This is a genomic window from Cyclobacterium sp. L-R, assembly GCF_056859355.1.
The window spans coordinates 21,551-41,635 of the sequence record NZ_JBSXOH010000053.1; the positions used below are offsets into that span (position 1 = coordinate 21,551).

Genomic DNA, 20,085 nt, shown 5'->3' on the forward strand with positions numbered 1-20,085 from the left:
AATTAAAGGGAAAGGTTAATACCTAACATAATGTTACGAGGAACAGGGAAACGTCCTCTATTCATCCCTCCGTCTTCCGGAGAAAGTCCACTGAAATTGGTGAAATACATCAAGTTATTGCCAGTAAGATTTAGTCTAAAATTCTCTATCCCTATCTTCCTGTACCATTCTGCAGTGTAATCATAGCTTATAGTAAGCTCTCTAAGCGCCAGGTAATCTCCTTTTTCATAATGTATTGAGCTTCCTCCTCCATTGTTTACATTTCTAGGATCTCCTCTCCAATAATTACTTTGAGCAACTTGGTCTGCCCAGTAAAATTTAGGAACATCTGTCACATCACCCTGATTTTCCCAAGACCTCGTGATATTCGAACTCATATTTGTATTTCCTACAAACTGTCCATCAAGATTTGCTCTTACATAGTTATAAATGGTATGACCTGTGGTATAATCCATTCTTAGGTAAAGATTGACTCCTTTATAATTTACATTATTAGAAAATCCACCAGTCCATTTAGGGAAAATATTCCCCATATAAACTCTATCTCTTGTGTCAATTACACCATTTGCATCAACATCTAGCCAATCAACATCACCACCAAGTCTAGTACGATCTGGTCCGGCCATGATTACATCCTGAGGTGCTGCAGCCGCTGCTTCGTCAGTAGGGAATACAGACTGGTATTTGTAGCCGTACATCTCACCGATTTGACCGCCTTCTTGCAAACCGCCTTTCCAAGCATAATCTTCAAGTTCTTGATCATAAAGGAATAAGCCACCAATCCTATTGTTTTCATTGTCATTTTCAGGCAGTTCCAATATCTTGTTCTTTACAAAAGAAGTATTGAATCCAATATTCCACAACCAGTCTTTGGTCTCTAGGGCATTAAAATTGACTTCAAGCTCTACACCACTGTTTTCCAAACTACCCAGGTTGGTTAAAATGCTGGTGAAACCAGTCAATTTAGGCATGGCCAAGGTGGTGATAAGATTAGAAGTTACCCTTTGATAATAATCAAACAAAACTGTAACTCTATTATTGAATAGACCTGCATCAAATCCAACATCAAAGGTTCTGGATTGCTCCCATTTAAGATTTGGGTTGGCAATGGTAGTGTATTCAACTGCAGCATTCCCTTGATAAATACCTCCTACACCATAGGCTCCTTGAGCTTGGAAATCACCTAAGTTACCAAGGTTACCATTGAGACCATAACTTGCTCTCAACTTGAACTTATCGATAGCTACTGGTGAATCCCAAAATGATTCATTGTGTAAGTTCCAACCTGCAGATACCCCTGGGAAGAAACCCCACTTGTATTCAGAACCCAAATTAGAGGCGCCATCATACCTGGCACTCACTGACACAAGGTATTTATTGTCAAAATCATAATTTGCTCTGCCAAAATAACCCAAGATCAATTGCTTCCCTTTTGAACTGGAAACCTGCACAGGTTCACCTGAAGCATTTAAGGTTGGGATTAAGTCTGTAGCAGCTCCTCTACCTTCAGCATAAAGACTGTAATTGTCTCTCTGGTACATTGAATAGCCAAGGGTGGCAGTGAAATTATGTTGCTGAGCGAAGCTTTTTTCATAGTTTAAAACTGCATCCAACTGTAATTGCTCCCAGTTTGTTTGACTTCCTGTTGCATTCCTGCTCTCCACCAACTGCGTAGGAGAATTAAGGTAAGACATCAAAAAGGTATTGGCAGTATTTGTTTTGGAAAATAAGGAAACTGAAGGCTCAAAGCTCAAACCAGGGGCAATTTCCCAATTGGCACCACCACTCAAGGTCATAAGAGTTAGTGTATTGTCATTGGTACTGCGACTTAAATGATAAGCCGGGTTACCCAAAGAACGATTTACACCAGGCGATAATGTGCCATCTTCAAATGTATATTTTGCAGTGGGAGGAGTAGCGATAGATCTTTCAAACAAGCTATTTTCACTGTAAACCAAATTATCAGAAGACCTGGTAAAATTTAAACCTGCAAAAACAAATAATCTATCATTTACTTTTAGCCTACCATTCATATTGGTAGTAAATCTTTTATAATTGGTAGTAATAGCTGTACCATCCATATCAGCATAACCTACTCCTATATTAAAGGTCGCTTTTTCAGTACCTCCGGATAAATTCAAATAGTGATCTTGAGTCACTGCAGTTCTGAACAATACATCATGCCAATCTACCCCATCAAAAATGATGGTTTTGCTAGGATCTAGTGGGTCTGGCATGCTTTCCCATCCTTCACTGAGTTTGTACTCATTTTCTGGAGTCAAATACTGAGTAGTATAAGCAGTATTATTGGTAAGGTCATTGCCCGTCCCAAAACCAAAAGAACCACTTAACATGGCAAGTCGTGAGGGTGATTTCTCACCTGTGGCTGCCACACCTAATCTACCATAGTAGATATAATCCCTAGCCGATAATAGATCGTATTTTTTTCTTAATTGTGAGGTGCCAATCGTATACCTATAGGTAACCTTGGTATCACCAGCCTTACCTGTTTTGGTCGTTAAAATAACAACACCATTAGAAGCTCTAGATCCATAAATAGCTGTAGAAGCAGCATCCTTTAAGACCTGCATGGATTCGATATCCATAGGGTTGATCCCCTGAATATCATCCCTAATTACACCATCGACCACATATAAAGGCTGAGCACCATTTGGGTCGTTTATAGAAGTTCCACCTCTTACGATTATTCTTGGTGCAGCACCAGGCTGACCACTCAAAGTTTGCACCCGAACACCGGATACAGTACCCTGCAAAGCTGAAGCAGCATTACCTAAAGGTACATTTTCAAGGACCTTGGTATCTACTGTACTTACTGCAGTGGTTAATTTTTCCCTGGACTGCTCACCGTAACCTACAACGATGATTTCGTCCAAGGCACCAAGTGCTGTTTCTAAGTTTACATCGATATTGGTCTGATTACCAATGCTAATTTCTTGAGGTTTAAAACCAATAGCAGAAAATTTCAAAACGGTATTGTTACCGGAAAGGCTAATGGAAAACTTCCCATCCATATCGGTAACAGTCCCCGTTGCCGTGCCCAGGTTTATAATGTTAACACCAGGAATAGTACTTCCATCTTCTTTGGAATATACTGTCCCCGTTACATCTTTTGACTGTGCCCATGACTTCTCTGTTGAGAAGGATACTAGCAGCAACACCATAAAAACGGATTGCCACCATTGTGCGTAGAGTTTCTCGATCATATTTGTCCTATTTATACTATGTACCAATGATTCCCCCCTACAAATGACTTATTTATAGGGATTAAAGTTAAATTGTAATATGTATTATTTATTCAAATATAATCAATAAATCCAGCCCTCAAAATCCGGTCATCTAAAAGTTTAAAATTTGTAATGCTTTTTTTCTACCCCAAATCAAATTTGGAAAGTCGGGATCATTTTCATTCAAAGTATTTAATTTTAATTAATGGAACTACACAAAACTTTACACTTTCATAGAAAATTAGAATAAATGAAACCAAATAAAATACCAAGAAAATTCAATTCATGCTTAACCTTAAACAATCACTTTCAAACCATTCAAAAATTATAAACCAGAAGCAATTTTTTGGCAATTTAAGCTCCTTAATAAAACTAAAATTCAAACTAATGCCATAATATTTTTAAAATTAATAAGAAATATTAAATTAAATCATCAATTAAAACCATTAATATTGAATTGTAAATTGAAGAACCTATAGGTCTAAACCAACAACAATTAGCCTCAAATTGGCAAAAAAGCTACATTCTTACAGTTATTTATGTATTATTTATTAAGGAAAATCAATTTTTATATTAAATCCCCAAAGCAATCTTCTTCGCAATTAGCCATTAGGAGATTTAAAAGGCATATTTATGGAATATCATGGTATTTAGAACAAGTGGTCAACACCCATTTGCAGGGCAGGTTTAATAATACTTATTATATTTGCAGGAATAAATAAACCAAAAAGCATCCGTGAGCAAATTCAATGTCAAGCCAAAACCGGTTTTGGACACCAACCTATCTTTGGTAGACAGGGTTGAGCAAAATCTTAGAGAATACTTCGCAGAAGCCAATCTCCAGCCTGGTGATGCCATTCCAAAGGAATCGGAATTGGCATTGTCAATGGGTGTTAGCAGGACAGCTTTAAGAGAGGCACTTTCCAGACTTAGAACCCTGGGTTTAATAGAGTCCAAAAGGAATAGGGGAATCATTTTAACCCAACCCGATATTTTAGGTAGCTTTGAACGGGTCTTGAACCCAATGCTATTGGACAGTGCCACACTTCAAGATATTTTTGAGTTGCGATTGGTTTTGGAAATGGGGATTACAGATTTTCTTTTTATGAGAAAATCTAAAGCCAACCTGGAAAAACTTGAGCAGCTTGTAAAAAAAGAAGAGCAAACAAAAGACCGGTTTCTAAAAAACAGGTATGATGTAGAGTTTCATTCCATGCTGTATGAGATCTCAGGAAATCAAACACTTTTGAGGTTTCAGAAAATGCTTCTACCCATATTCAACCTTGTTCACAGCGGACAAATCATCAGCAAATCTGAGGTCAAGAATGCCGTCACACACAGAGACCTACTCGTAGATCTTCAAAAGGGAACTCCCAAATCCTTTAGAGAAAAAATGAGCATACATTTGAAAGTGTATTTGGACACTGTAGAAGAATAAAAAAAACGGAAAGATAAATTTCTGCCCGTTTCATTCAATAAATATTATAAGTTGACTTTTTAGCCTTTGTAATCTTCAGCAACTTGCCTAGAAACACCTAAACCGTCAATACCTAGCTCTACAACATCACCTGCTTTCAAGTACCTCGGTGGTTTCAATCCCATTCCTACTCCTGCTGGTGTACCAGTACTGATAACATCACCAGGTAATAAACTCATGTATTGACTGATATGACTCACTAGTTGAGGAATATTAAATACCAAATCAGAAGTATTGCTGTCTTGCAACATTTCATCATTTACCTTAAGCCATAATCTCAAATTGTGAGGGTCAGCGATTTCATCTTTGCTCACCAAGTTAGGTCCTAGTGGAGCAAATGAATCAGCACTTTTACCTTTTACCCACTGTCCACCATGCCTTAACTGAAAATCTCTCTCACTTACATCATTGTGAACTACATAGCCAAACACATGATCCATGGCATCTTCTTCCGATACATAAGTAGCTTTTTTGCCTATTACTATCGCCAACTCCACTTCCCAATCCGTGGCTTGGGAATTCTTTGGAATCACAATTGGATCGAAAGGTCCTGAAAGCGCGGAGGTTGCTTTCATAAATAAAACAGGCTGCTCAGGAACAGCCATCCCACTTTCTTTTGCGTGTAAAGAATAGTTCAACCCTACACAAATAATTTTGGATGGAAAAGGAACTGGAGAACCTAATCTTGCATCAGCAGGGATTTCGGGGCAACTTGCTACATTTGCTTCCAGCCAGGTCGCTAATTTTGTCAGGTTACTTTCATCACCTAAAAAATCGGCAGTCCAGTCTAAACCAAAAGCCGAACAATCAATTTTTTTACCTTCTGCGGTTATAACTCCAGGCTTTTCCTGCCCTACATTTCCAAATCTTATTAGTTTCATTTTTTAATTATAGTTTAAAGTAATTACATTTTTAAATTAGAAAACCCTCCGTCAACCAAATAATCAGCCCCAGTCAAAAATTTGGCCTCATCAGAAGCAAGGAAAAAAGCCATGCTGGCTATTTCTTCTGGCGCTGCCATTCTTCCAATAGGTTGAGTTGCCGACAATAGTTCAAACATTTCTTTTTCTTTTCCCGGATAGGTTTTGGAAATATAATTGTCTACAAATGGAGTATGCACTCGCGCTGGTGAGATCGCATTGCAACGAATATTGTCCTTGACATAATCCCTGGCAATGGTAAGTGTCATGTTGAGTACTGCTCCCTTGCTCATGGAATAAGCAAAACGATCAGGAATACCCACTGTAGCCGCAATAGAGGCCATATTGATAATGACTCCACCACCGTTGGCTTTCATTCTTCCGATCACAGCTTTTGAACAGTGGAATACACCTTTTATATTTACTGCAAACAAACGGTCCAAATCAGCCCCTTCCGTAGATTCAAGGTTTCCAATATGAGAGATTCCTGCATTGTTGATCAACACATCTATTTCACCGGATATTCCTCCTATTACTTCATTTACTTGAGCCTGATTAGAAACATCAGTTTGCTTAAAAATCACATCATGGTTTTCAGCCTTAAGTTTTTCCGTAATTTCATGTCCATTTTCCTGATTAAAATCTAACACATAGACTGTGGCACCTTCGGCCGCGAATTTTTCTACTATTGCCAATCCTATTCCGCTTGCCCCACCGGTGACCAAAACATTTTTCCCCTTCATTTACTATGAAATTTTCTAATTAGTTAATACCCTTATTTTAATATCATTTACCCAACATAGGAAACAGTCGCTTCAACTCTTCGTCTGATGGCTGAGAACCATATTCACAAACTTCGAAGGCCTCTGCGTACTGGGCTTTTGCCGCCTTAGCAGGTCCATACCATTTCTCTAGGCTCTTCCGCACTTCATCATTTATTCCTCCTCCTCTTTTTTCTTTTAACCAAGCTATTCTTTCCTCTTTACCTTCAAGCACCTCGTCAGCATAACCTGCTATCCATGGCAACCACTCATAAAACTGAGAAACATGCGCATCCAAGCCATGAATTTTCTTGTCGATTACAGGGGTAATATCGATCGCTACATGAGGTTCAAATGGGTTTGGTTTTTGAAAATGATCTTGAAAGTACAAAAATACAGGGTTTTTACTAAGCGGCGGTGTATCTGGAGCCACATTAGGCACACCTACCATATAGGCAGCATCTTGCACCAAAACGCCAGTATAACGGTGATCAGGATGGTAGTCATTTGGTCTTGGCGCAATGACCACATCCGCGTCCCATTCCCTTATCTTCCTGATGATCTGAAGCCTTATCTCTAATGTAGGCAACAATTCTCCATCATGGTTATCCAATACATCATAAGCAACCCCAAGTCTTCTGGCTACTTCCTGGGTTTCAGCTATGCGTCTTTTTGCAAGCATACCTCCACCTTCTTCCATATGTCCAGCATCACCATTGGTAACAGAGACAAATTTCACCTTGTGACCCATCTCCACAAAAAGTGAAGCTGTACCACCACTTTTTATATCGCAATCATCAGGATGGGCACCTATCATAATGATTCTTAATGGTCTTTCCTGGGCTTCAACTATTGAAACAGCGAAAAAACAAAACAAAATTGCAATAAAACTTGATTTCATAGTCAATTTTTCGGTTGTTGAAAATTCAAGGTTGAAGATAGGCATTTAGGCCTGTTTTGCCAATCCGTTAATCCAAATTATCAGTCAATTGCCCACTTTACTCAGAACTTATTCCTTATCTTTGCAACCTGAAATTTAATTACGGGAATCAAAGTACAACAACAATATGCTTCAGGTAAATGAAATAAGAGCAAACTTTGCGCATGCCTGCGAAAGGCTTCGCGCCAGGAATTTTGAAAATCCTGAAGAATTGCTCGGAAATGTAATAAGGCTAGAAGACCTCAGAAAACAAATTCAGCTAGACAGAGATACTCTTCAGGCTGAATCAAATACAATTTCGAAGCAAATCGGCCAAATGATGAAGGCTGGCAATAAGGAAGAGGCAGAAAAGGTGAAACTGAGAACTACTGAGATAAAAACGCAAGTAAAATCTTTGGAAGACAGCTATACGCAGACAGAAACAGAGCTAACCCAAATTCTCTACACAATACCAAATATTCCGCATGCCTCTGTCCCGGCTGGCAAGTCTTCAGAAGACAATGAGATTGTTTTAGAAAAGGGAGAAATTCCTCAATTGGAAGCAGAGAACAAAAGCCCTCATTGGGAATTGATTAAGAAATACGATATCGTTGATTTTGAACTGGGAGTAAAAATTACCGGGGCAGGTTTTCCTGTTTATAAGGGCAAAGGAGCCAAAATGCAAAGGGCTTTGATCAACTTTTTCCTGGACGAGGCAGACAAAGCGGGTTATACAGAAGTACAGCCACCCATATTGATCAATGAAGAAAGCGGCTACGCTACAGGGCAACTTCCTGACAAGGAAGGACAAATGTACTTCGCTGGAGAAGATGGACTTTACCTGATACCTACCGCTGAAGTCCCTATCACAAATATGTACCGAGATGTCATCCTACAAGAAGATGAATTACCCAAAAAGAATACAGGCTACACACCTTGTTTTAGACGGGAAGCCGGTAGTTGGGGAGCTCATGTAAGGGGATTGAACCGATTACATCAATTTGACAAGGTGGAAATTGTACAGGTAACGCATCCTGATAATTCCTACAAAACCTTAGATGAAATGAGCTTACATGTTCAGGGCTTGTTACAAAAGCTTGAATTGCCCTACAGGGTATTAAGGCTTTGTGGAGGAGACATGGGCTTCACTTCTGCACTTACATTTGATATGGAAGTTTATTCAGCTGCCCAAGAAAGATGGCTGGAAGTAAGTTCAGTTAGTAACTTCGAAACCTACCAATCCAATCGATTGAAATTGCGTTTTAAGAACAAAGACAAGAAAACCGTTTTAGCACACACCTTGAATGGAAGTGCCTTGGCCCTACCAAGAATCATGGCTGCTATTTTGGAAAACAACCAAACTGCAGAAGGCATTAAAATGCCAAAAGTATTGGTTCCTTATCTGGGGTTTGATACCATTGATTAATCAATATCAGTTTTGAGCTAAAACATAAGGAAATAAAAAGGGGCTTCTTTAAAACAAGAAGCCCCTTTTTATTATTAAAAGAGATTATTATATGGATAATTTCTGTTTCCAACCTTGCACTTCAGCATAACATTTGTCAACAACTGCTTGCTGATCTGCGGTAAGTGGATTTTTAGCCCTACGGCTTACAATTTCCAAACCCAAGCCTTCTTTGTTAAGGTAATACCTAGAGGAAAGCATATAATTGGCGGTAATCCTTCTTTCCATGTCTCTTACCTTTTCTTGTAACCAATCTACCTGTTCTTTCTTTCCAGAATCACCTGCATTGTCACAAATCCAAGCGATTACTTCTGGATAATAATTACCTGCAATTGGAGACAATCCAGCACCTCCATTTCGAAGAGAGGCTACAGCACTACCCATGTGGGCATTGTAAAAGCCCATTTTAGTACCTTTAGCCGTTTTAAGTTTTTCTTTAATATTGTCTATATCTTCAGAGGTATCCTTATGGTACACCAACCTGTCAGAATCCAATAAAAACTTAAGAACCTTTTGAGAAAGTATTCTTTTATAAGGGGTAGGACATTCGTAAGTTCCTAATGGAATATCTCCAGTCAGAGACAGGTATTCTTCCAGATTTTTGATCACAACATCATCAGATTCCCCTTTTTCTGCAAAGTGGGAAGTAATCATAATAACTGCGTCAACACCAGTATCAGCTATCTTTTTGGTGAAATCTGCTTTTTCTTGGGCAGTATTCCCAAAAGATCCTGTAGCTACAACAGGGAATTCCCCATTGACTTTCTTTACTACGGTCTTGGTCACTTTCAGCCTTTCCTCCGGACTCAAGTCATACATCTCACTACTCAGGCAATTGGCAAATAAACCACGTGCTCCAGATTCAAGATAGTAATCTGTTAGTTTTTTTAGCCCTTTATAATCTACAGACATATCTGCTTTATAAGGGGTCAGCATTACAGGTACAAAAGCCTTTTGAATAGCCTTTGCCTCTATTGGCGTATTTGCCAATAGACTATTCCAGGGGGTAAGTCCCGCCAAAGTTCCTAAGGCCATTTTTCCTATAAATTTTCTCCTGTCGTTTTCAAAACTCATGATAAAATAAAATTGTATTGATTCCGTTTTTTCGGTTTCAAATGGGTTGTAAATTCAATAGTTAATATTTTTATATACTTTATATAACCCTGTAAAATAGCAAACAGACCAGTAACAATCAATAAAATTATGACTAGACGGGGAAGTTATTCTGATTAGGTGCCTATATTTGCGAACAATATGTGGAAGGAAATAGCTTTGTTGATAAAAAAAGAGGCCTTATTGGAGTGGCGACAAAAGTACGCCATCAATGGTATACTTCTATATGTCACCAGCGCAGTATTTATTGCTTACCTCAGTATTGGGGCTGGTCAAGGTGAATTACAAGTCCCTTTTTGGAACTCCCTTTATTGGATCATTATACTTTTTTCGGCAGTCAATGCCGTAGCTAAAAGTTTTGTGCAAGAACACCAGGGAAGGCAACTCTATTATTTTATGATTGCATCACCTCAAGCAATCATTTTGTCCAAAACCATTTACAATACTGCACTCACTCTTGTATTGGCCCTATTGGGTTATTTGGTTTTTAGCGTTGTTTTCGGTAATCCCGTAGCTGACCATCCATTGTTTCTTTTGAACCTTTTGCTAGGAGCCATTGGTTTTTCCGCAGCGCTGACCATGGTATCAGCCATTGCCTCCAAGGCAGGAAATAATGGCACCTTGATGGCCATTTTAAGCTTCCCCGTAATGATCCCAATTCTACTGATGACCATTCAGGTTTCCAAAAGCGCAATCGATGGATTGGACAGGGGCATAAGCGCAGAAAAGATCATCACCTTAATGGCCATCAATGCAATTGTTCTAGCCACCTCCTACCTGCTTTTCCCTTATCTTTGGAGGAGCTAGGAGCTAGTCCTACCGAGATTCGGTGGTTGAGCCTGTCGAGGCCATAGGTTTCCAGAAGTGGTATTTAATGACCCATTTTCTCACCAAATTTTGGCTGAAGCCGGGTGATATGGGGTACCCCCTTTATAAAAGGGCTGAAACCCGTTCTTATTGAGGTGGTATTTTAATTAAATGATTACGGTATTTCAAAAGAAAGGGTTAATGACTAAATTATCCAATCGAGTAAATTCACCAATTTCAATTGTTCCTAACCTCATCTGGGAATCGCAAAAGAATATCTCTATTATGTTCTAGCCCAAATATTCACCTGTATAGGTTAAAAAAGGATACTTATACTTTGAATTAAAACCGAAGATATATTAAATAAATAAAAATTTTATTTGATCAAGGATTTTTTCCTTCTCCAATATCCTTGATTTAAGTAAAGAATGTAAGCTAAGTAGAGAGGCTAATAGTTTGGATGGACTATACTCTTATTCTACTATACTCTTATTCTAAAACATTAATATAAAATAAACGAGACAGAAAGCATATTAGGTAAACTAATTACCTTGTTAATGGAAGACAATTAGAAAAACTGGAAAGAAGGGTTTCTTAAAGCAAAAACCCTATTAATCGAAGCCATAGAAAGATCGATTTCGAAGATTCTTTTGGCATATGGCGGCATGGGTTCATTCAATTACACTTACTTAACAAAAGTACTCTCGACAATGAAAATTTTTCAAAACTCAAATCTCAATTATGGGAAATAGCAATGGTAGGTAAAATCGAATTAAGAAAAATATAAAAAAGCACAAAAAGGATTTTCCACTAACTATTGGGCAAAATTTAGAAGCTCCTCGAATATGACAGCCATACTAAAACAAAACATATTAAACCATATTATTCTTTCAAACAAAGAGATAGAAAATTTTTGCGACTTATTTCACAATAAAAAGGTCCTAAAAAAACATTTCCTTTTGCGAGAAGGAGAGGTTTGCAAGTTTGAAGGATTTGTTACCAAAGGACTCTTCAGAGTATATCACATAGACAATAATGGTTTTGAACAAGTACTCTATTTTGCTCAAGAAAATTGGTGGATTGCAGATATTGACAGTTTCACTAATGAAAAGCCTTCACAACTTTATATTCAAGCCTTAGAAGATAGTGAAGTATTATTAATTTCAAAAAAAGATAAAGAATTTGCTTTTAATAACATTCCTAAGATTGAAAAATTATTCAGAATAATGACTCAAAAAACGCATATCGCGTTGCAAAGAAGAATGATTGATAATTTGAGTAAAACAGCAAACCAAAGGTACATTGACTTTATAGAAAAATATCCTAAGCTCTTTCAACGATTAACCAATGTTCAAATAGCAGCTTACTTGGGCATAAGTCATGAGTTTTTGAGTAAAATTAGACGAAAAATTGCTATTAAAAAATAGTTGAAAATTCAATTATTGAACTTGTTCAATGTTTTGAGACAGGTGGTATCGCATCTTTGTAACATAATTTAAAACAAGCAAAAATGAGATCGATTATTTCAACAGTATTTTTAACAATTTTAATTTTATTCAAAATGGAAGCACAAGCTCAAAATTTCAAAACAATAGAAACAAGCAAATTTAAATTTCAAGTTTACAACGCCTCAGAAAATAGTTTTGGTGTTGCATCAGTAATAATTTCGGGCATGCATGATGCAGTATTAATTGACACCCAATTTACATTGGCAGATGCCGAAAAAGTTGCACAAGAAATAATAAACTCTGGAAAAAAATTGACTACAATATATGTTTCCCATGGAGATCCTGATTTTTATTTCGGATTAGAAGTATTTAAAAAATATTTCCCAAAAGTTACAGCTTATGCAACGCCTGCAACAGTAGAACATTTAAAAGCTACAGCTCAAAAGAAATTGGAAGTTTGGGGCGAAAAATTAGGTGATAAAATCACATCTAATGTTGTTTTACCTCAAGTTTTAAAAGGAAATGCTATTGAGTTAGAAGGCGAAAAGTTTGAAATTATTGGGTTAGATGATTTCCCTAAAAGAACTTTTGTGTGGATTCCTTCAATAAGAACAGCTCTAGGTGGTATTAATGTTTTTGGCACAACATTTAATGTATGGATGGCAGATGCACAAACAACAGAGGCACGTAACAATTGGATCTCAATCTTAAATACGATCAGCGAATTAAAACCTGAAATAGTAATCCCTGCACACGCAAATACGAGTTCAGATTTCATTATTGATGCTGTAAACCACACTAAAAATTACATTCAATTTTATGAAGAGGCTTTGAAAAGCAATAAAACTTCTGAAGCGTTAATAGCAACTATAAAAGCAAAATATCCAAATTTAACTTTTGAAACAGCTTTAATACTAGGAGCAAAAGTGAACACAGGAGAAATGAAATGGTAAAATCCACAATAATTATCAACTTGACAATACTTTTAGTATTGTCAAGTTGATGTATTAAACAAGAAGTTATGACAAATTTAGAAATAATAAAAAGTACCTATGAAGGCAAAACTTCAGAAGAGAACGGTAAGAATTTAGCCAAATATGTAGCCGAAAATATCAGTTGGACAGAAGCTAAAGGCTTTCCGTATGCAGGAACTTATATTGGTTTAGAGCGTGTTACTGAAAATGTTTTTAAGCGCTTGGGTAGCGAGTGGATCGATTATAAATTTTCACCCGAAGATTATATTGCAAATGAAGACAAAGTAGTTGCTTATGGCACCTATTCAGGTACTTATAAAAAAACAAACAAGTATTTTGGAGCACGGGTTGCCCATAAATGGAAACTAAACAATGGCAAAATTATCAGTTTTGAGCAGTTTGTGGACAGTAAATCGGTTGACGAAGCAATACGTTAAAACTATACCCTCAATAAGCCCGGTGACCAAACCTATCTATGTCATAGGTAAATGCATTCTTACTAATAACCCCTTTGTTATTTGAATTTTGGCTGAAGCCCACTAGAGAGAGATTCACTTTCTAAAAAATAATTATCCTCATAATAGGTTCAATCTTTATAACCCCTATTAAGTAAAAGGGTTCGTATAGCTTTTCCCGATTTATCAAGAAGAGGGGTATTCGCAAGAAATTCTAGTTATTTTAAAGTGGTTTCAACACGTAATATGAGATACCTTTTTATTTAATGGGTTTATCCATCATTAATTTTCCAGCCATTCATCCGAGAAAACCCTATATCCGATACCTAATCTACCATGACCTCCACGACTGAAGAAAGTAATCATTGATGTATTGTTTAATTTCCCTAAGGTGCTGTAAGAAAAATAGGAAGGTTCAATAACCTTTGATTTCCAAGTAATCCCCTCATCATCACTGTAAAATACCGCACCTCTGATACGGTCATCATCCCAATCTATTTTCTGTTGATTATTATCCTGAAGTCCGAGCGGAATTGAGAAATACAATCGATTATTCCTTCTTGTCAAAGTTCCATGACAGGCTATTTCGCTAATGTCAATTAAAAATGGATCCGACCAGGATTTCCCACCATCGCCACTTAGATTGGCTATTCGCTGATTTCGCCCTAAACTCATCTTTTCTACAGAATTATATTCCTTGTAATTTTCAAAATTATTTATTCTCCGAACCATAAGGATTTCTTTTCCTCCCTTAATAGAAACTACGGAAACCTCATTTGCCAGATAATCAGTGATCATCCCATCCATTTTCCATGTTTCTCCAAAATCATCACTATAAATAATTCCTGAGCCTGAACATTTATAATCCCTAAAATTAATTGTGACTTCCTTCCCAGAAGGTACTGAGTAAATTGGAGCAGCAATGATCATCCTCCCCTTGTTTGGACCCATTGGTATTTGATGAACTTGTCCAATTGTATTCATGATAATAGGAACGTACCCATTGTATTCTTTAAAAAGTGGTGTATTGTCTCCATTGAGATACTCCATTGTCCAAGATTTACCATCATCCAAAGAGGTTTACTTGACCAATACAGAAGCTTTATCCTTTCCTATGTCCTCGATATCAATACCAGTAGCTTCCTTTAATTTGGAAAAATCATCCTTATAAAACTCTTTTGTTACCTTTAATCCAACACAGGTTAGGAAAGAAATTTTTTCTTCTCCTACCATACTTGCGGAATAGGGAGATATGGTAAAAAAGTTCATTGGTGAAGAAATCACTTCCACTCCTTCCCATGACTTTCCAAAATCATAACTTTTATTCATGAGGATCACTTTGGGTTCATTGTCTTCACCATCAAATAGTCGACCCTGACAAAACACCAATAATGTTCCTTTTTCCGTAACTACAAACGAAGGCTGAAATGTTTTGCTAACTGTCAAGCCCCTTACCTTCAGCCCGGGCTCAAAAACCATCAATTGCAGCAATTCCCAGCCCTACTTGAGAATTTGCATTACACTGTATGAGGACAACTATAACCCAAGTCAATACTTTTTTCATGTGATTGGTAATAAAATTTTTCATTACTACAAAAGCTATATCCTATTAAAATCACCCTATATACCCGCGTTGGACGTAAATGACTATTGACATAAACAGGAATCGTATTATCAGGGATATCAAATCAGTCAAATTAGATAAATTTGTCCATACCTTCAATAAACAAAAATCCGAATTGTAAAAAGATCAAAAAACAAATTGATAAATTCGTCCTGAAGGCTAACACAAACAGAAAAGAAAATTTTCATTTCTTTAGCCAAAAGACTTAATTTAAGCCTAACAATTGACCAACCTAATTTAAGATGAAAAGCATAAAAATCAACTCCTTAAAAACTTACAAGAAAGGTGAAATCCTTTTAAAACAGGGAGAAATTGCTAAATATGGGTACTTGGTAAAAAAAGGTTGCTTAAAAAGTTACACAGTAGACAATGTCGGCAAAGAGCATATTATGCAGTTTGCACCCGAAAATTGGATGATTTCAGATTTGGATAGCTTTACCAACCAGGTACCTTCCTCAGTCTCTATTGAGACGATTGAGGATTGCGAGATATCTCTGATTTCCAAATCAGACTTTATAGATATCGATAGCTTTGATAAAGAGGTAGTAGTAGACATCGCCAATAAGTTCAGAAACAACCTTATTGCATCCAACAAAAGAATTCTAGGACTGCTAAGTGCGACATCTGAACAGCGCTACATCGATTTTACAGAAACATATCCTACACTAGTGCAAAGGCTTCCTCTCAAACTAATAGCAGCCTATATTGGGGTTACACCGGAATACTTAAGTGATATTAGAAGGAGAATGGCTAAAAAAAGTGAGCATTAAATACCTTTCTTAAGGTATCTTATTTTTTACCGATTCACTTTGCCGCAACTTTGTGCCATTATCAATTAAAAACATTTAAAAAAATGGCAAATCAAAAAAACAACAAAGCAATACATATCTCTCTTTGGATTGCACAAGTACTATTGGCAGTTATTTTTATAATGGCAGGCTTAATGAAAGCTACACAGCCTATTGAAGCATTGGCAGAATCACTCCCATGGGTTTCATCAACTTCCTTAGGATTGGTTAGGTTTATTGGTGTTAGTGAATTATTAGGCGGTATAGGTCTAATCCTTCCTGCCTTGCTTCGTATCAAACCTTTTTTAACGGTATGGGCAGCAATCGGACTTGCAGTAGTTATGGTATTGGCAGCGATTTTTCATGCTTCCCGAGGTGAATACTCAGGTATTGGAGCGAATTTGGTATTTATGGCAATTGCTTTATTTGTAGCTTGGGGAAGAACAAAAAAAGCACCTATTCTCGCAAAATAAATTCCCAACAAATTGATCCGCGAATCATCATTAGCCCCCAGCTGAAGCTGGGGGATTAGATTGGAATATGTCGCCTAGTGGCTTTAGCCCAATAATTCAGCTAAGCAGGTCATCAAATAATTTTGAAGCCATACCCAAGGGATAAGCATAATTGAAAGGACTCCCTTCTCCTTTCTAAATCTTGACTAAAGCCGGATAAAATGGTATGGCTTTTATAAATAGGCTGAAGCTGATTCCTATTGAATTGTTTTTATTAATCAATTTATTTGTGAGGAAAACTGAGCTATTAAATGAATTTGGTAAGATTCGACGTTCTAGGTCTAAGCTATGCTTTGACCATATCGAGACCCAAGATGACCAAGTTGCTTTCATTGACAAGGAATATGCCAAATAAGCAAAGATACATTCTGGTAGTTAATTCATGACTTTGGTCATGTTGTCTCCTTTTTCAGCAACTATATGACCAAATTATTGGCCTAAATTATTTGCAAAACGTTACTTATCAATGTCTTCGAATCTGAGTTAAAATACAAGAACCTTGATAGTTGACCCTTTATGAATTAAGGACATCTAAGAACATTAAATAATTTCAAGCGACCATGAAAAAAAGCATCATCATTTTAATCATTGCATTTATCGGTATTAGTTCAGGCTTCGCTCAGGATTGGCAGACTGATTTCTCAAAAGCGAAAGAATTGGCCACTAAAGAAAAAAAGCCCATTATTTTGGTATTCCAAGGATCGGACTGGTGTGCGCCTTGCATTAAATTAAGTCGGGAAATTTGGAGTACCGAAACATTTATAACCTACGCTAAAGACAACTACATTATGTTTCAGGCCGATTTCCCTCGTAAAAAGAAAAATGCTCTTCCGGAAAAACAAGCTGCTGCCAACGCAAAGTTGGCTGAGATTTATGATAAAAATGGCGTTTTCCCATTGGTAGTTGTACTGGACAATAGAGGAAACTTATTGGGAGAAACGGGCTATAAGAAAACCACACCAAAAGCTTATATTCAGGAATTGGACAGTTTTATCAAGTAAAATGAGACTCATTATTACGCTCATTGTAATTTCACTGTCATTTACATCTCAGGCACAACAAGCTCACAAACGCACCCTGAAATTAATGGGGAGCAGATTTGATATCACGGTCGTTGCCGAAGATTCTATTACAGCAAAAAATCATATAGAAAGCGGAATAGAAGAAATCGACAGAATAGAAAAATTAATCTCTTCCTGGGATGAAAATTCTCAAACTTCAGAAATAAATAAATACGCTGGAATCAAACCAGTCAAAGTTGAGGCTGAACTATTCAACCTTATTGAGCGGGCCATGATGATTTCGAAATTGACGGATGGCGCGTTTGATATAACTTATGCCTCAATGGATAAAATCTGGAAGTTTGATGGCAGTATGAGAAAAATGCCTTCAGAGGAAGACATACGTGCTTCAGTAACCAAAGTTGGTTATAATAATATTTTGCTAGACAAAGAAAAGCTTACTGTGTTTCTCAAAATTAAGGGAATGAAAATAGGTTTTGGGGCCATTGGGAAGGGTTATGCAGCAGATATGGCAAAGAAATTACTTTTAGCTAAAGGAGTTACTTCTGGCATTATCAATGCTTCGGGCGATATGAATTCCTGGGGCAAGCAAGTAGATGGCAACGAATGGAAAGTGGCCATTACCAACCCACTCAATAAGAACAAGGTTTTTGCTTTGTTACCAATCAGCAATGGTGCAGTTGTCACCTCAGGAGACTACGAGAAATATGTTGAATTTAACGGCAAAAGGTATTCACACATTATTGACCCAAGAACAGGATATCCTTCAACTGGAATAATTAGTGTAACAGTTTTTGCGCCAAAGGCAGAACTCGCAGATGCCCTTGCTACTTCAGTATTTGTAATGGGCAAAGAAGCAGGATTGGACCGCATCAATCAACTTCCCAACATAGAATGCATCATTATAGATGACAAGGGAAACATTTCAAAATCGAATAACATAGCCATCGATAAATTATGAAAAAAATAATTTTAATATTCTCCATCATCACTTGTCTTTCAAATAGCTGTATGGTTGTAAAAGGATATGAGAAAATAAACATCAATGATCCGGACATGGGGCTTTCTGAAAAGAAGTTTGACCGAAATGTAACCACTATGCATTCATACAGAGAAGCTGCAGTTGGTGCTAACGGTGGAAAAACTGGTGGTGGATGTGGCTGTAATTAATTAAACAAGAAATATGCATACCTTAAAATATATCATACTCCTTTGCTTGGTTACAACATCATTTGCAGGTTTTGCTCAAGATACTACCCAGGTATATAAAAAACGGGTATTAGAAAGCGCGGAAGTCGATATTCTATCGAGTTATTATAGTCAGGACGGTGAAAATGCCGCTGTAAGTGGTGGCATTGGAACCGAAGCTTTAACCGATTTCACTACCTCATTTATAATTTCTATCCCTTTAAACGATGATGACATTTTAACCATTGACGCAGGAATATCTGCATATACCTCTGCTTCATCCAGTAATATAGATCCATTTGATGGCGGAAATGCAGATGCTTTTCAGGCCTCCTCTGGCGCTTCCAAAAGTGATGTTTGGACAAATTTCACAGGAAGCTATAGCCATAGTTCTGACGACCGCAATTCCATTTGGTCTACAAGCATATCCTTCGCCAATGAATATGACTATTTTTCAATAGGTGCAGGAGGCGCTTATACCAAACTCTTCAATGAGCAAAATACAGAACTTAGTGTAAAAGGGAATGTGTTTTTTGATTCCTGGACTACAATTTACCCAATAGAATTAAGACCTTTTTCGGGCGGAGAAAATGGTTTAACAAACAACTTATTTACTAACAATACCCTTACAGGCAACCTTAATTACAGTCCTATTTTTAATGAATATGCTACCAAAGGACGAAATTCTTATTCGATGGGATTAGGAATTTCTCAAATCCTTCACAAGAATGTTCAAGGATCAATGGCCTTGGATTTTGTACAACAGCAAGGCTTACTCTCTACTCCATTTCAAAGGGTCTACTTCAGTGATGTAGCAGACTCATTTATAGATGATTTTCAATTGGCAGACGCCAATGAGCGGCTTCCTGACAATAGGTTTAAAGTGGCGATTGGTGGGCGACTTAATTGGTACTTAAATGAGAGGCTTGCACTCAGAACATTTTACAGGTATTATTTCGATAACTGGGGAATTACTTCCTATACAGCCAGTATCGAGATCCCAATCAAAGTTAGTAGTAAGTTTACTTTATATCCATCTTACAGATTTTATAACCAAACTGCTGCTGATTATTTTAATCCCTATGAAGGAGCAATGTCAACAAATGAATTTTACACTTCTGACTATGATTTGTCTGAATTCTCTGCCAATCAGTTCGGGTTTGGGGTCTCCTATACTGATATTTTCACCCAAGCCCATATTGCGAAATGGGGATTGAAAAGTATTGACCTTAAATTCTATCGGTACGACCGGAATACTTCATTTCGCTCCAATATGATTTCAGTGGGATTTAAATTCGTAAGGGATTAAGTGGAATAAAATATAAACCCAATTGATCCAACAAAATACTTAGTACTGTGCAGCAAAA

At 37.2% G+C, this 20,085-nt stretch carries 19 protein-coding genes and 1 pseudogene; 13 read left to right on the forward strand and 7 right to left on the reverse strand.

Annotated features, from left to right (window positions below; translation table 11 throughout):
• Positions 1-2: 2 nt before the first annotated feature.
• Positions 3-3,224 carry a SusC/RagA family TonB-linked outer membrane protein gene (locus tag AC13EX_RS06710; RefSeq protein WP_482892068.1) on the reverse strand — a complete coding sequence of 1,074 codons (3,222 nt, stop codon included), beginning with the start codon at positions 3,222-3,224 and terminating at the stop codon, positions 3-5.
• Between the two features lie 757 nt (positions 3,225-3,981).
• Between AC13EX_RS06710 and AC13EX_RS06715 the strand changes: the two genes are divergently transcribed.
• Positions 3,982-4,683: a FadR/GntR family transcriptional regulator gene (locus AC13EX_RS06715; protein WP_048642093.1), complete on the forward strand. Its 702-nt coding sequence runs from the start codon at positions 3,982-3,984 to the stop codon at positions 4,681-4,683.
• A 59-nt stretch (positions 4,684-4,742) separates the two neighbouring features.
• Here the strand turns inward: AC13EX_RS06715 and AC13EX_RS06720 are convergent, their stop codons facing one another.
• From AC13EX_RS06720 to AC13EX_RS06730, 3 genes are read right to left on the reverse strand one after another with little or no spacing between them, the layout of a single operon-like run.
• Entirely contained in the window at positions 4,743-5,603 is an 861-nt protein-coding gene (locus tag AC13EX_RS06720) for a fumarylacetoacetate hydrolase family protein (RefSeq protein ID WP_482892070.1), read from the reverse strand.
• Positions 5,604-5,626: 23 nt separating this feature from the next.
• A complete protein-coding gene (locus AC13EX_RS06725) occupies positions 5,627-6,385 on the reverse strand; it encodes an SDR family NAD(P)-dependent oxidoreductase (protein ID WP_482892071.1) in 759 nt (252 codons plus the stop codon).
• Positions 6,386-6,428: 43 nt separating this feature from the next.
• Positions 6,429-7,304: a PIG-L deacetylase family protein gene (locus AC13EX_RS06730; RefSeq protein WP_482892072.1), complete on the reverse strand. Its 876-nt coding sequence runs from the start codon at positions 7,302-7,304 to the stop codon at positions 6,429-6,431.
• A gap of 166 nt (positions 7,305-7,470) precedes the next feature.
• On the opposite strand from AC13EX_RS06730, the gene serS reads away from it, so the two are divergent.
• Entirely contained in the window at positions 7,471-8,748 is a 1,278-nt protein-coding gene (gene serS, locus AC13EX_RS06735) for a serine--tRNA ligase (RefSeq protein WP_482892073.1), read from the forward strand.
• A gap of 87 nt (positions 8,749-8,835) precedes the next feature.
• Here serS and AC13EX_RS06740 read toward each other — a convergent pair whose 3' ends face one another.
• On the reverse strand, positions 8,836-9,861 hold the full coding sequence (locus tag AC13EX_RS06740; RefSeq protein WP_482892074.1) for a dihydrodipicolinate synthase family protein: 1,026 nt from the start codon (positions 9,859-9,861) through the stop codon (positions 8,836-8,838).
• A 180-nt stretch (positions 9,862-10,041) separates the two neighbouring features.
• Here AC13EX_RS06740 and AC13EX_RS06745 point away from each other — a divergent pair, with 180 nt between their 5' ends.
• The 5 genes and pseudogenes from AC13EX_RS06745 to AC13EX_RS06765 all read left to right on the forward strand — a co-directional run bounded on the left by AC13EX_RS06745 (position 10,042) and on the right by AC13EX_RS06765 (position 13,566).
• The gene (locus tag AC13EX_RS06745; RefSeq protein ID WP_048642088.1) at positions 10,042-10,707 is read left to right on the forward strand and encodes a heme exporter protein CcmB; all 666 of its coding nucleotides are present in this window, start codon (positions 10,042-10,044) and stop codon (positions 10,705-10,707) included.
• Positions 10,708-11,294: 587 nt separating this feature from the next.
• Positions 11,295-11,459: pseudogene (locus tag AC13EX_RS06750) on the forward strand (hypothetical protein); the annotation flags it as partial.
• A gap of 93 nt (positions 11,460-11,552) precedes the next feature.
• Positions 11,553-12,134, forward strand: a complete 582-nt coding sequence (locus tag AC13EX_RS06755) for a Crp/Fnr family transcriptional regulator (protein ID WP_048642087.1) — start codon at positions 11,553-11,555, stop codon at positions 12,132-12,134.
• Positions 12,135-12,217: 83 nt separating this feature from the next.
• Positions 12,218-13,108 (forward strand): MBL fold metallo-hydrolase, encoded by an 891-nt coding sequence (locus tag AC13EX_RS06760; RefSeq protein ID WP_482892075.1) that lies wholly within the window; start codon positions 12,218-12,220, stop codon positions 13,106-13,108.
• 68 nt (positions 13,109-13,176) lie between these two features.
• Entirely contained in the window at positions 13,177-13,566 is a 390-nt protein-coding gene (locus tag AC13EX_RS06765; RefSeq protein ID WP_482892076.1) for a nuclear transport factor 2 family protein, read from the forward strand.
• Between the two features lie 300 nt (positions 13,567-13,866).
• Here the strand turns inward: AC13EX_RS06765 and AC13EX_RS06770 are convergent, their stop codons facing one another.
• Together AC13EX_RS06770 and AC13EX_RS06775 are read right to left on the reverse strand one after the other, a co-directional pair.
• Complete coding sequence (locus AC13EX_RS06770; protein WP_482892077.1) at positions 13,867-14,634, reverse strand: sialidase family protein; 768 nt, start codon at positions 14,632-14,634, stop codon at positions 13,867-13,869.
• Between the two features lie 30 nt (positions 14,635-14,664).
• Entirely contained in the window at positions 14,665-15,030 is a 366-nt protein-coding gene (locus AC13EX_RS06775; protein ID WP_482892078.1) for a sialidase family protein, read from the reverse strand.
• A 420-nt stretch (positions 15,031-15,450) separates the two neighbouring features.
• On the opposite strand from AC13EX_RS06775, the gene AC13EX_RS06780 reads away from it, so the two are divergent.
• The 6 genes from AC13EX_RS06780 (at position 15,451) to AC13EX_RS06805 (ending at position 20,027) form a co-directional block, all read left to right on the forward strand.
• Positions 15,451-15,978 carry a Crp/Fnr family transcriptional regulator gene (locus tag AC13EX_RS06780; RefSeq protein ID WP_482892079.1) on the forward strand — a complete coding sequence of 176 codons (528 nt, stop codon included), beginning with the start codon at positions 15,451-15,453 and terminating at the stop codon, positions 15,976-15,978.
• Positions 15,979-16,061: 83 nt separating this feature from the next.
• On the forward strand, positions 16,062-16,469 hold the full coding sequence (locus AC13EX_RS06785; RefSeq protein WP_482892080.1) for a DoxX family protein: 408 nt from the start codon (positions 16,062-16,064) through the stop codon (positions 16,467-16,469).
• Between the two features lie 599 nt (positions 16,470-17,068).
• Entirely contained in the window at positions 17,069-17,509 is a 441-nt protein-coding gene (locus AC13EX_RS06790) for a thioredoxin family protein (protein WP_303615122.1), read from the forward strand.
• A gap of 1 nt (position 17,510) precedes the next feature.
• Positions 17,511-18,491 (forward strand): FAD:protein FMN transferase, encoded by a 981-nt coding sequence (locus tag AC13EX_RS06795; RefSeq protein ID WP_482892082.1) that lies wholly within the window; start codon positions 17,511-17,513, stop codon positions 18,489-18,491.
• Positions 18,488-18,700: a DUF4266 domain-containing protein gene (locus AC13EX_RS06800; protein WP_048642079.1), complete on the forward strand. Its 213-nt coding sequence runs from the start codon at positions 18,488-18,490 to the stop codon at positions 18,698-18,700. The genes AC13EX_RS06795 and AC13EX_RS06800 overlap by 4 nt, the downstream gene beginning before the upstream one ends.
• A gap of 13 nt (positions 18,701-18,713) precedes the next feature.
• Complete coding sequence (locus AC13EX_RS06805; RefSeq protein WP_482892083.1) at positions 18,714-20,027, forward strand: DUF3570 domain-containing protein; 1,314 nt, start codon at positions 18,714-18,716, stop codon at positions 20,025-20,027.
• Positions 20,028-20,085: the final 58 nt, after the last annotated feature.

Coding starts and splice junctions, on each gene's coding strand:
- AC13EX_RS06770 (WP_482892077.1), bottom strand. CDS start 14,634: ATGGAGTATCTCAATGGAGACAATACACCACTTTTTAAAGAATACAAT.
- AC13EX_RS06710 (WP_482892068.1), bottom strand. CDS start 3,224: ATGATCGAGAAACTCTACGCACAATGGTGGCAATCCGTTTTTATGGTG.
- AC13EX_RS06805 (WP_482892083.1), top strand. CDS start 18,714: ATGCATACCTTAAAATATATCATACTCCTTTGCTTGGTTACAACATCA.
- AC13EX_RS06785 (WP_482892080.1), top strand. CDS start 16,062: ATGGCAAATCAAAAAAACAACAAAGCAATACATATCTCTCTTTGGATT.
- AC13EX_RS06745 (WP_048642088.1), top strand. CDS start 10,042: ATGTGGAAGGAAATAGCTTTGTTGATAAAAAAAGAGGCCTTATTGGAG.
- AC13EX_RS06800 (WP_048642079.1), top strand. CDS start 18,488: ATGAAAAAAATAATTTTAATATTCTCCATCATCACTTGTCTTTCAAAT.
- AC13EX_RS06795 (WP_482892082.1), top strand. CDS start 17,511: ATGAGACTCATTATTACGCTCATTGTAATTTCACTGTCATTTACATCT.
- AC13EX_RS06760 (WP_482892075.1), top strand. CDS start 12,218: ATGAGATCGATTATTTCAACAGTATTTTTAACAATTTTAATTTTATTC.
- AC13EX_RS06730 (WP_482892072.1), bottom strand. CDS start 7,304: ATGAAATCAAGTTTTATTGCAATTTTGTTTTGTTTTTTCGCTGTTTCA.
- AC13EX_RS06765 (WP_482892076.1), top strand. CDS start 13,177: ATGACAAATTTAGAAATAATAAAAAGTACCTATGAAGGCAAAACTTCA.
- AC13EX_RS06720 (WP_482892070.1), bottom strand. CDS start 5,603: ATGAAACTAATAAGATTTGGAAATGTAGGGCAGGAAAAGCCTGGAGTT.
- AC13EX_RS06780 (WP_482892079.1), top strand. CDS start 15,451: ATGAAAAGCATAAAAATCAACTCCTTAAAAACTTACAAGAAAGGTGAA.
- AC13EX_RS06740 (WP_482892074.1), bottom strand. CDS start 9,861: ATGAGTTTTGAAAACGACAGGAGAAAATTTATAGGAAAAATGGCCTTA.
- serS (WP_482892073.1), top strand. CDS start 7,471: ATGCTTCAGGTAAATGAAATAAGAGCAAACTTTGCGCATGCCTGCGAA.
- AC13EX_RS06755 (WP_048642087.1), top strand. CDS start 11,553: ATGACAGCCATACTAAAACAAAACATATTAAACCATATTATTCTTTCA.
- AC13EX_RS06725 (WP_482892071.1), bottom strand. CDS start 6,385: ATGAAGGGGAAAAATGTTTTGGTCACCGGTGGGGCAAGCGGAATAGGA.
- AC13EX_RS06790 (WP_303615122.1), top strand. CDS start 17,069: ATGAAAAAAAGCATCATCATTTTAATCATTGCATTTATCGGTATTAGT.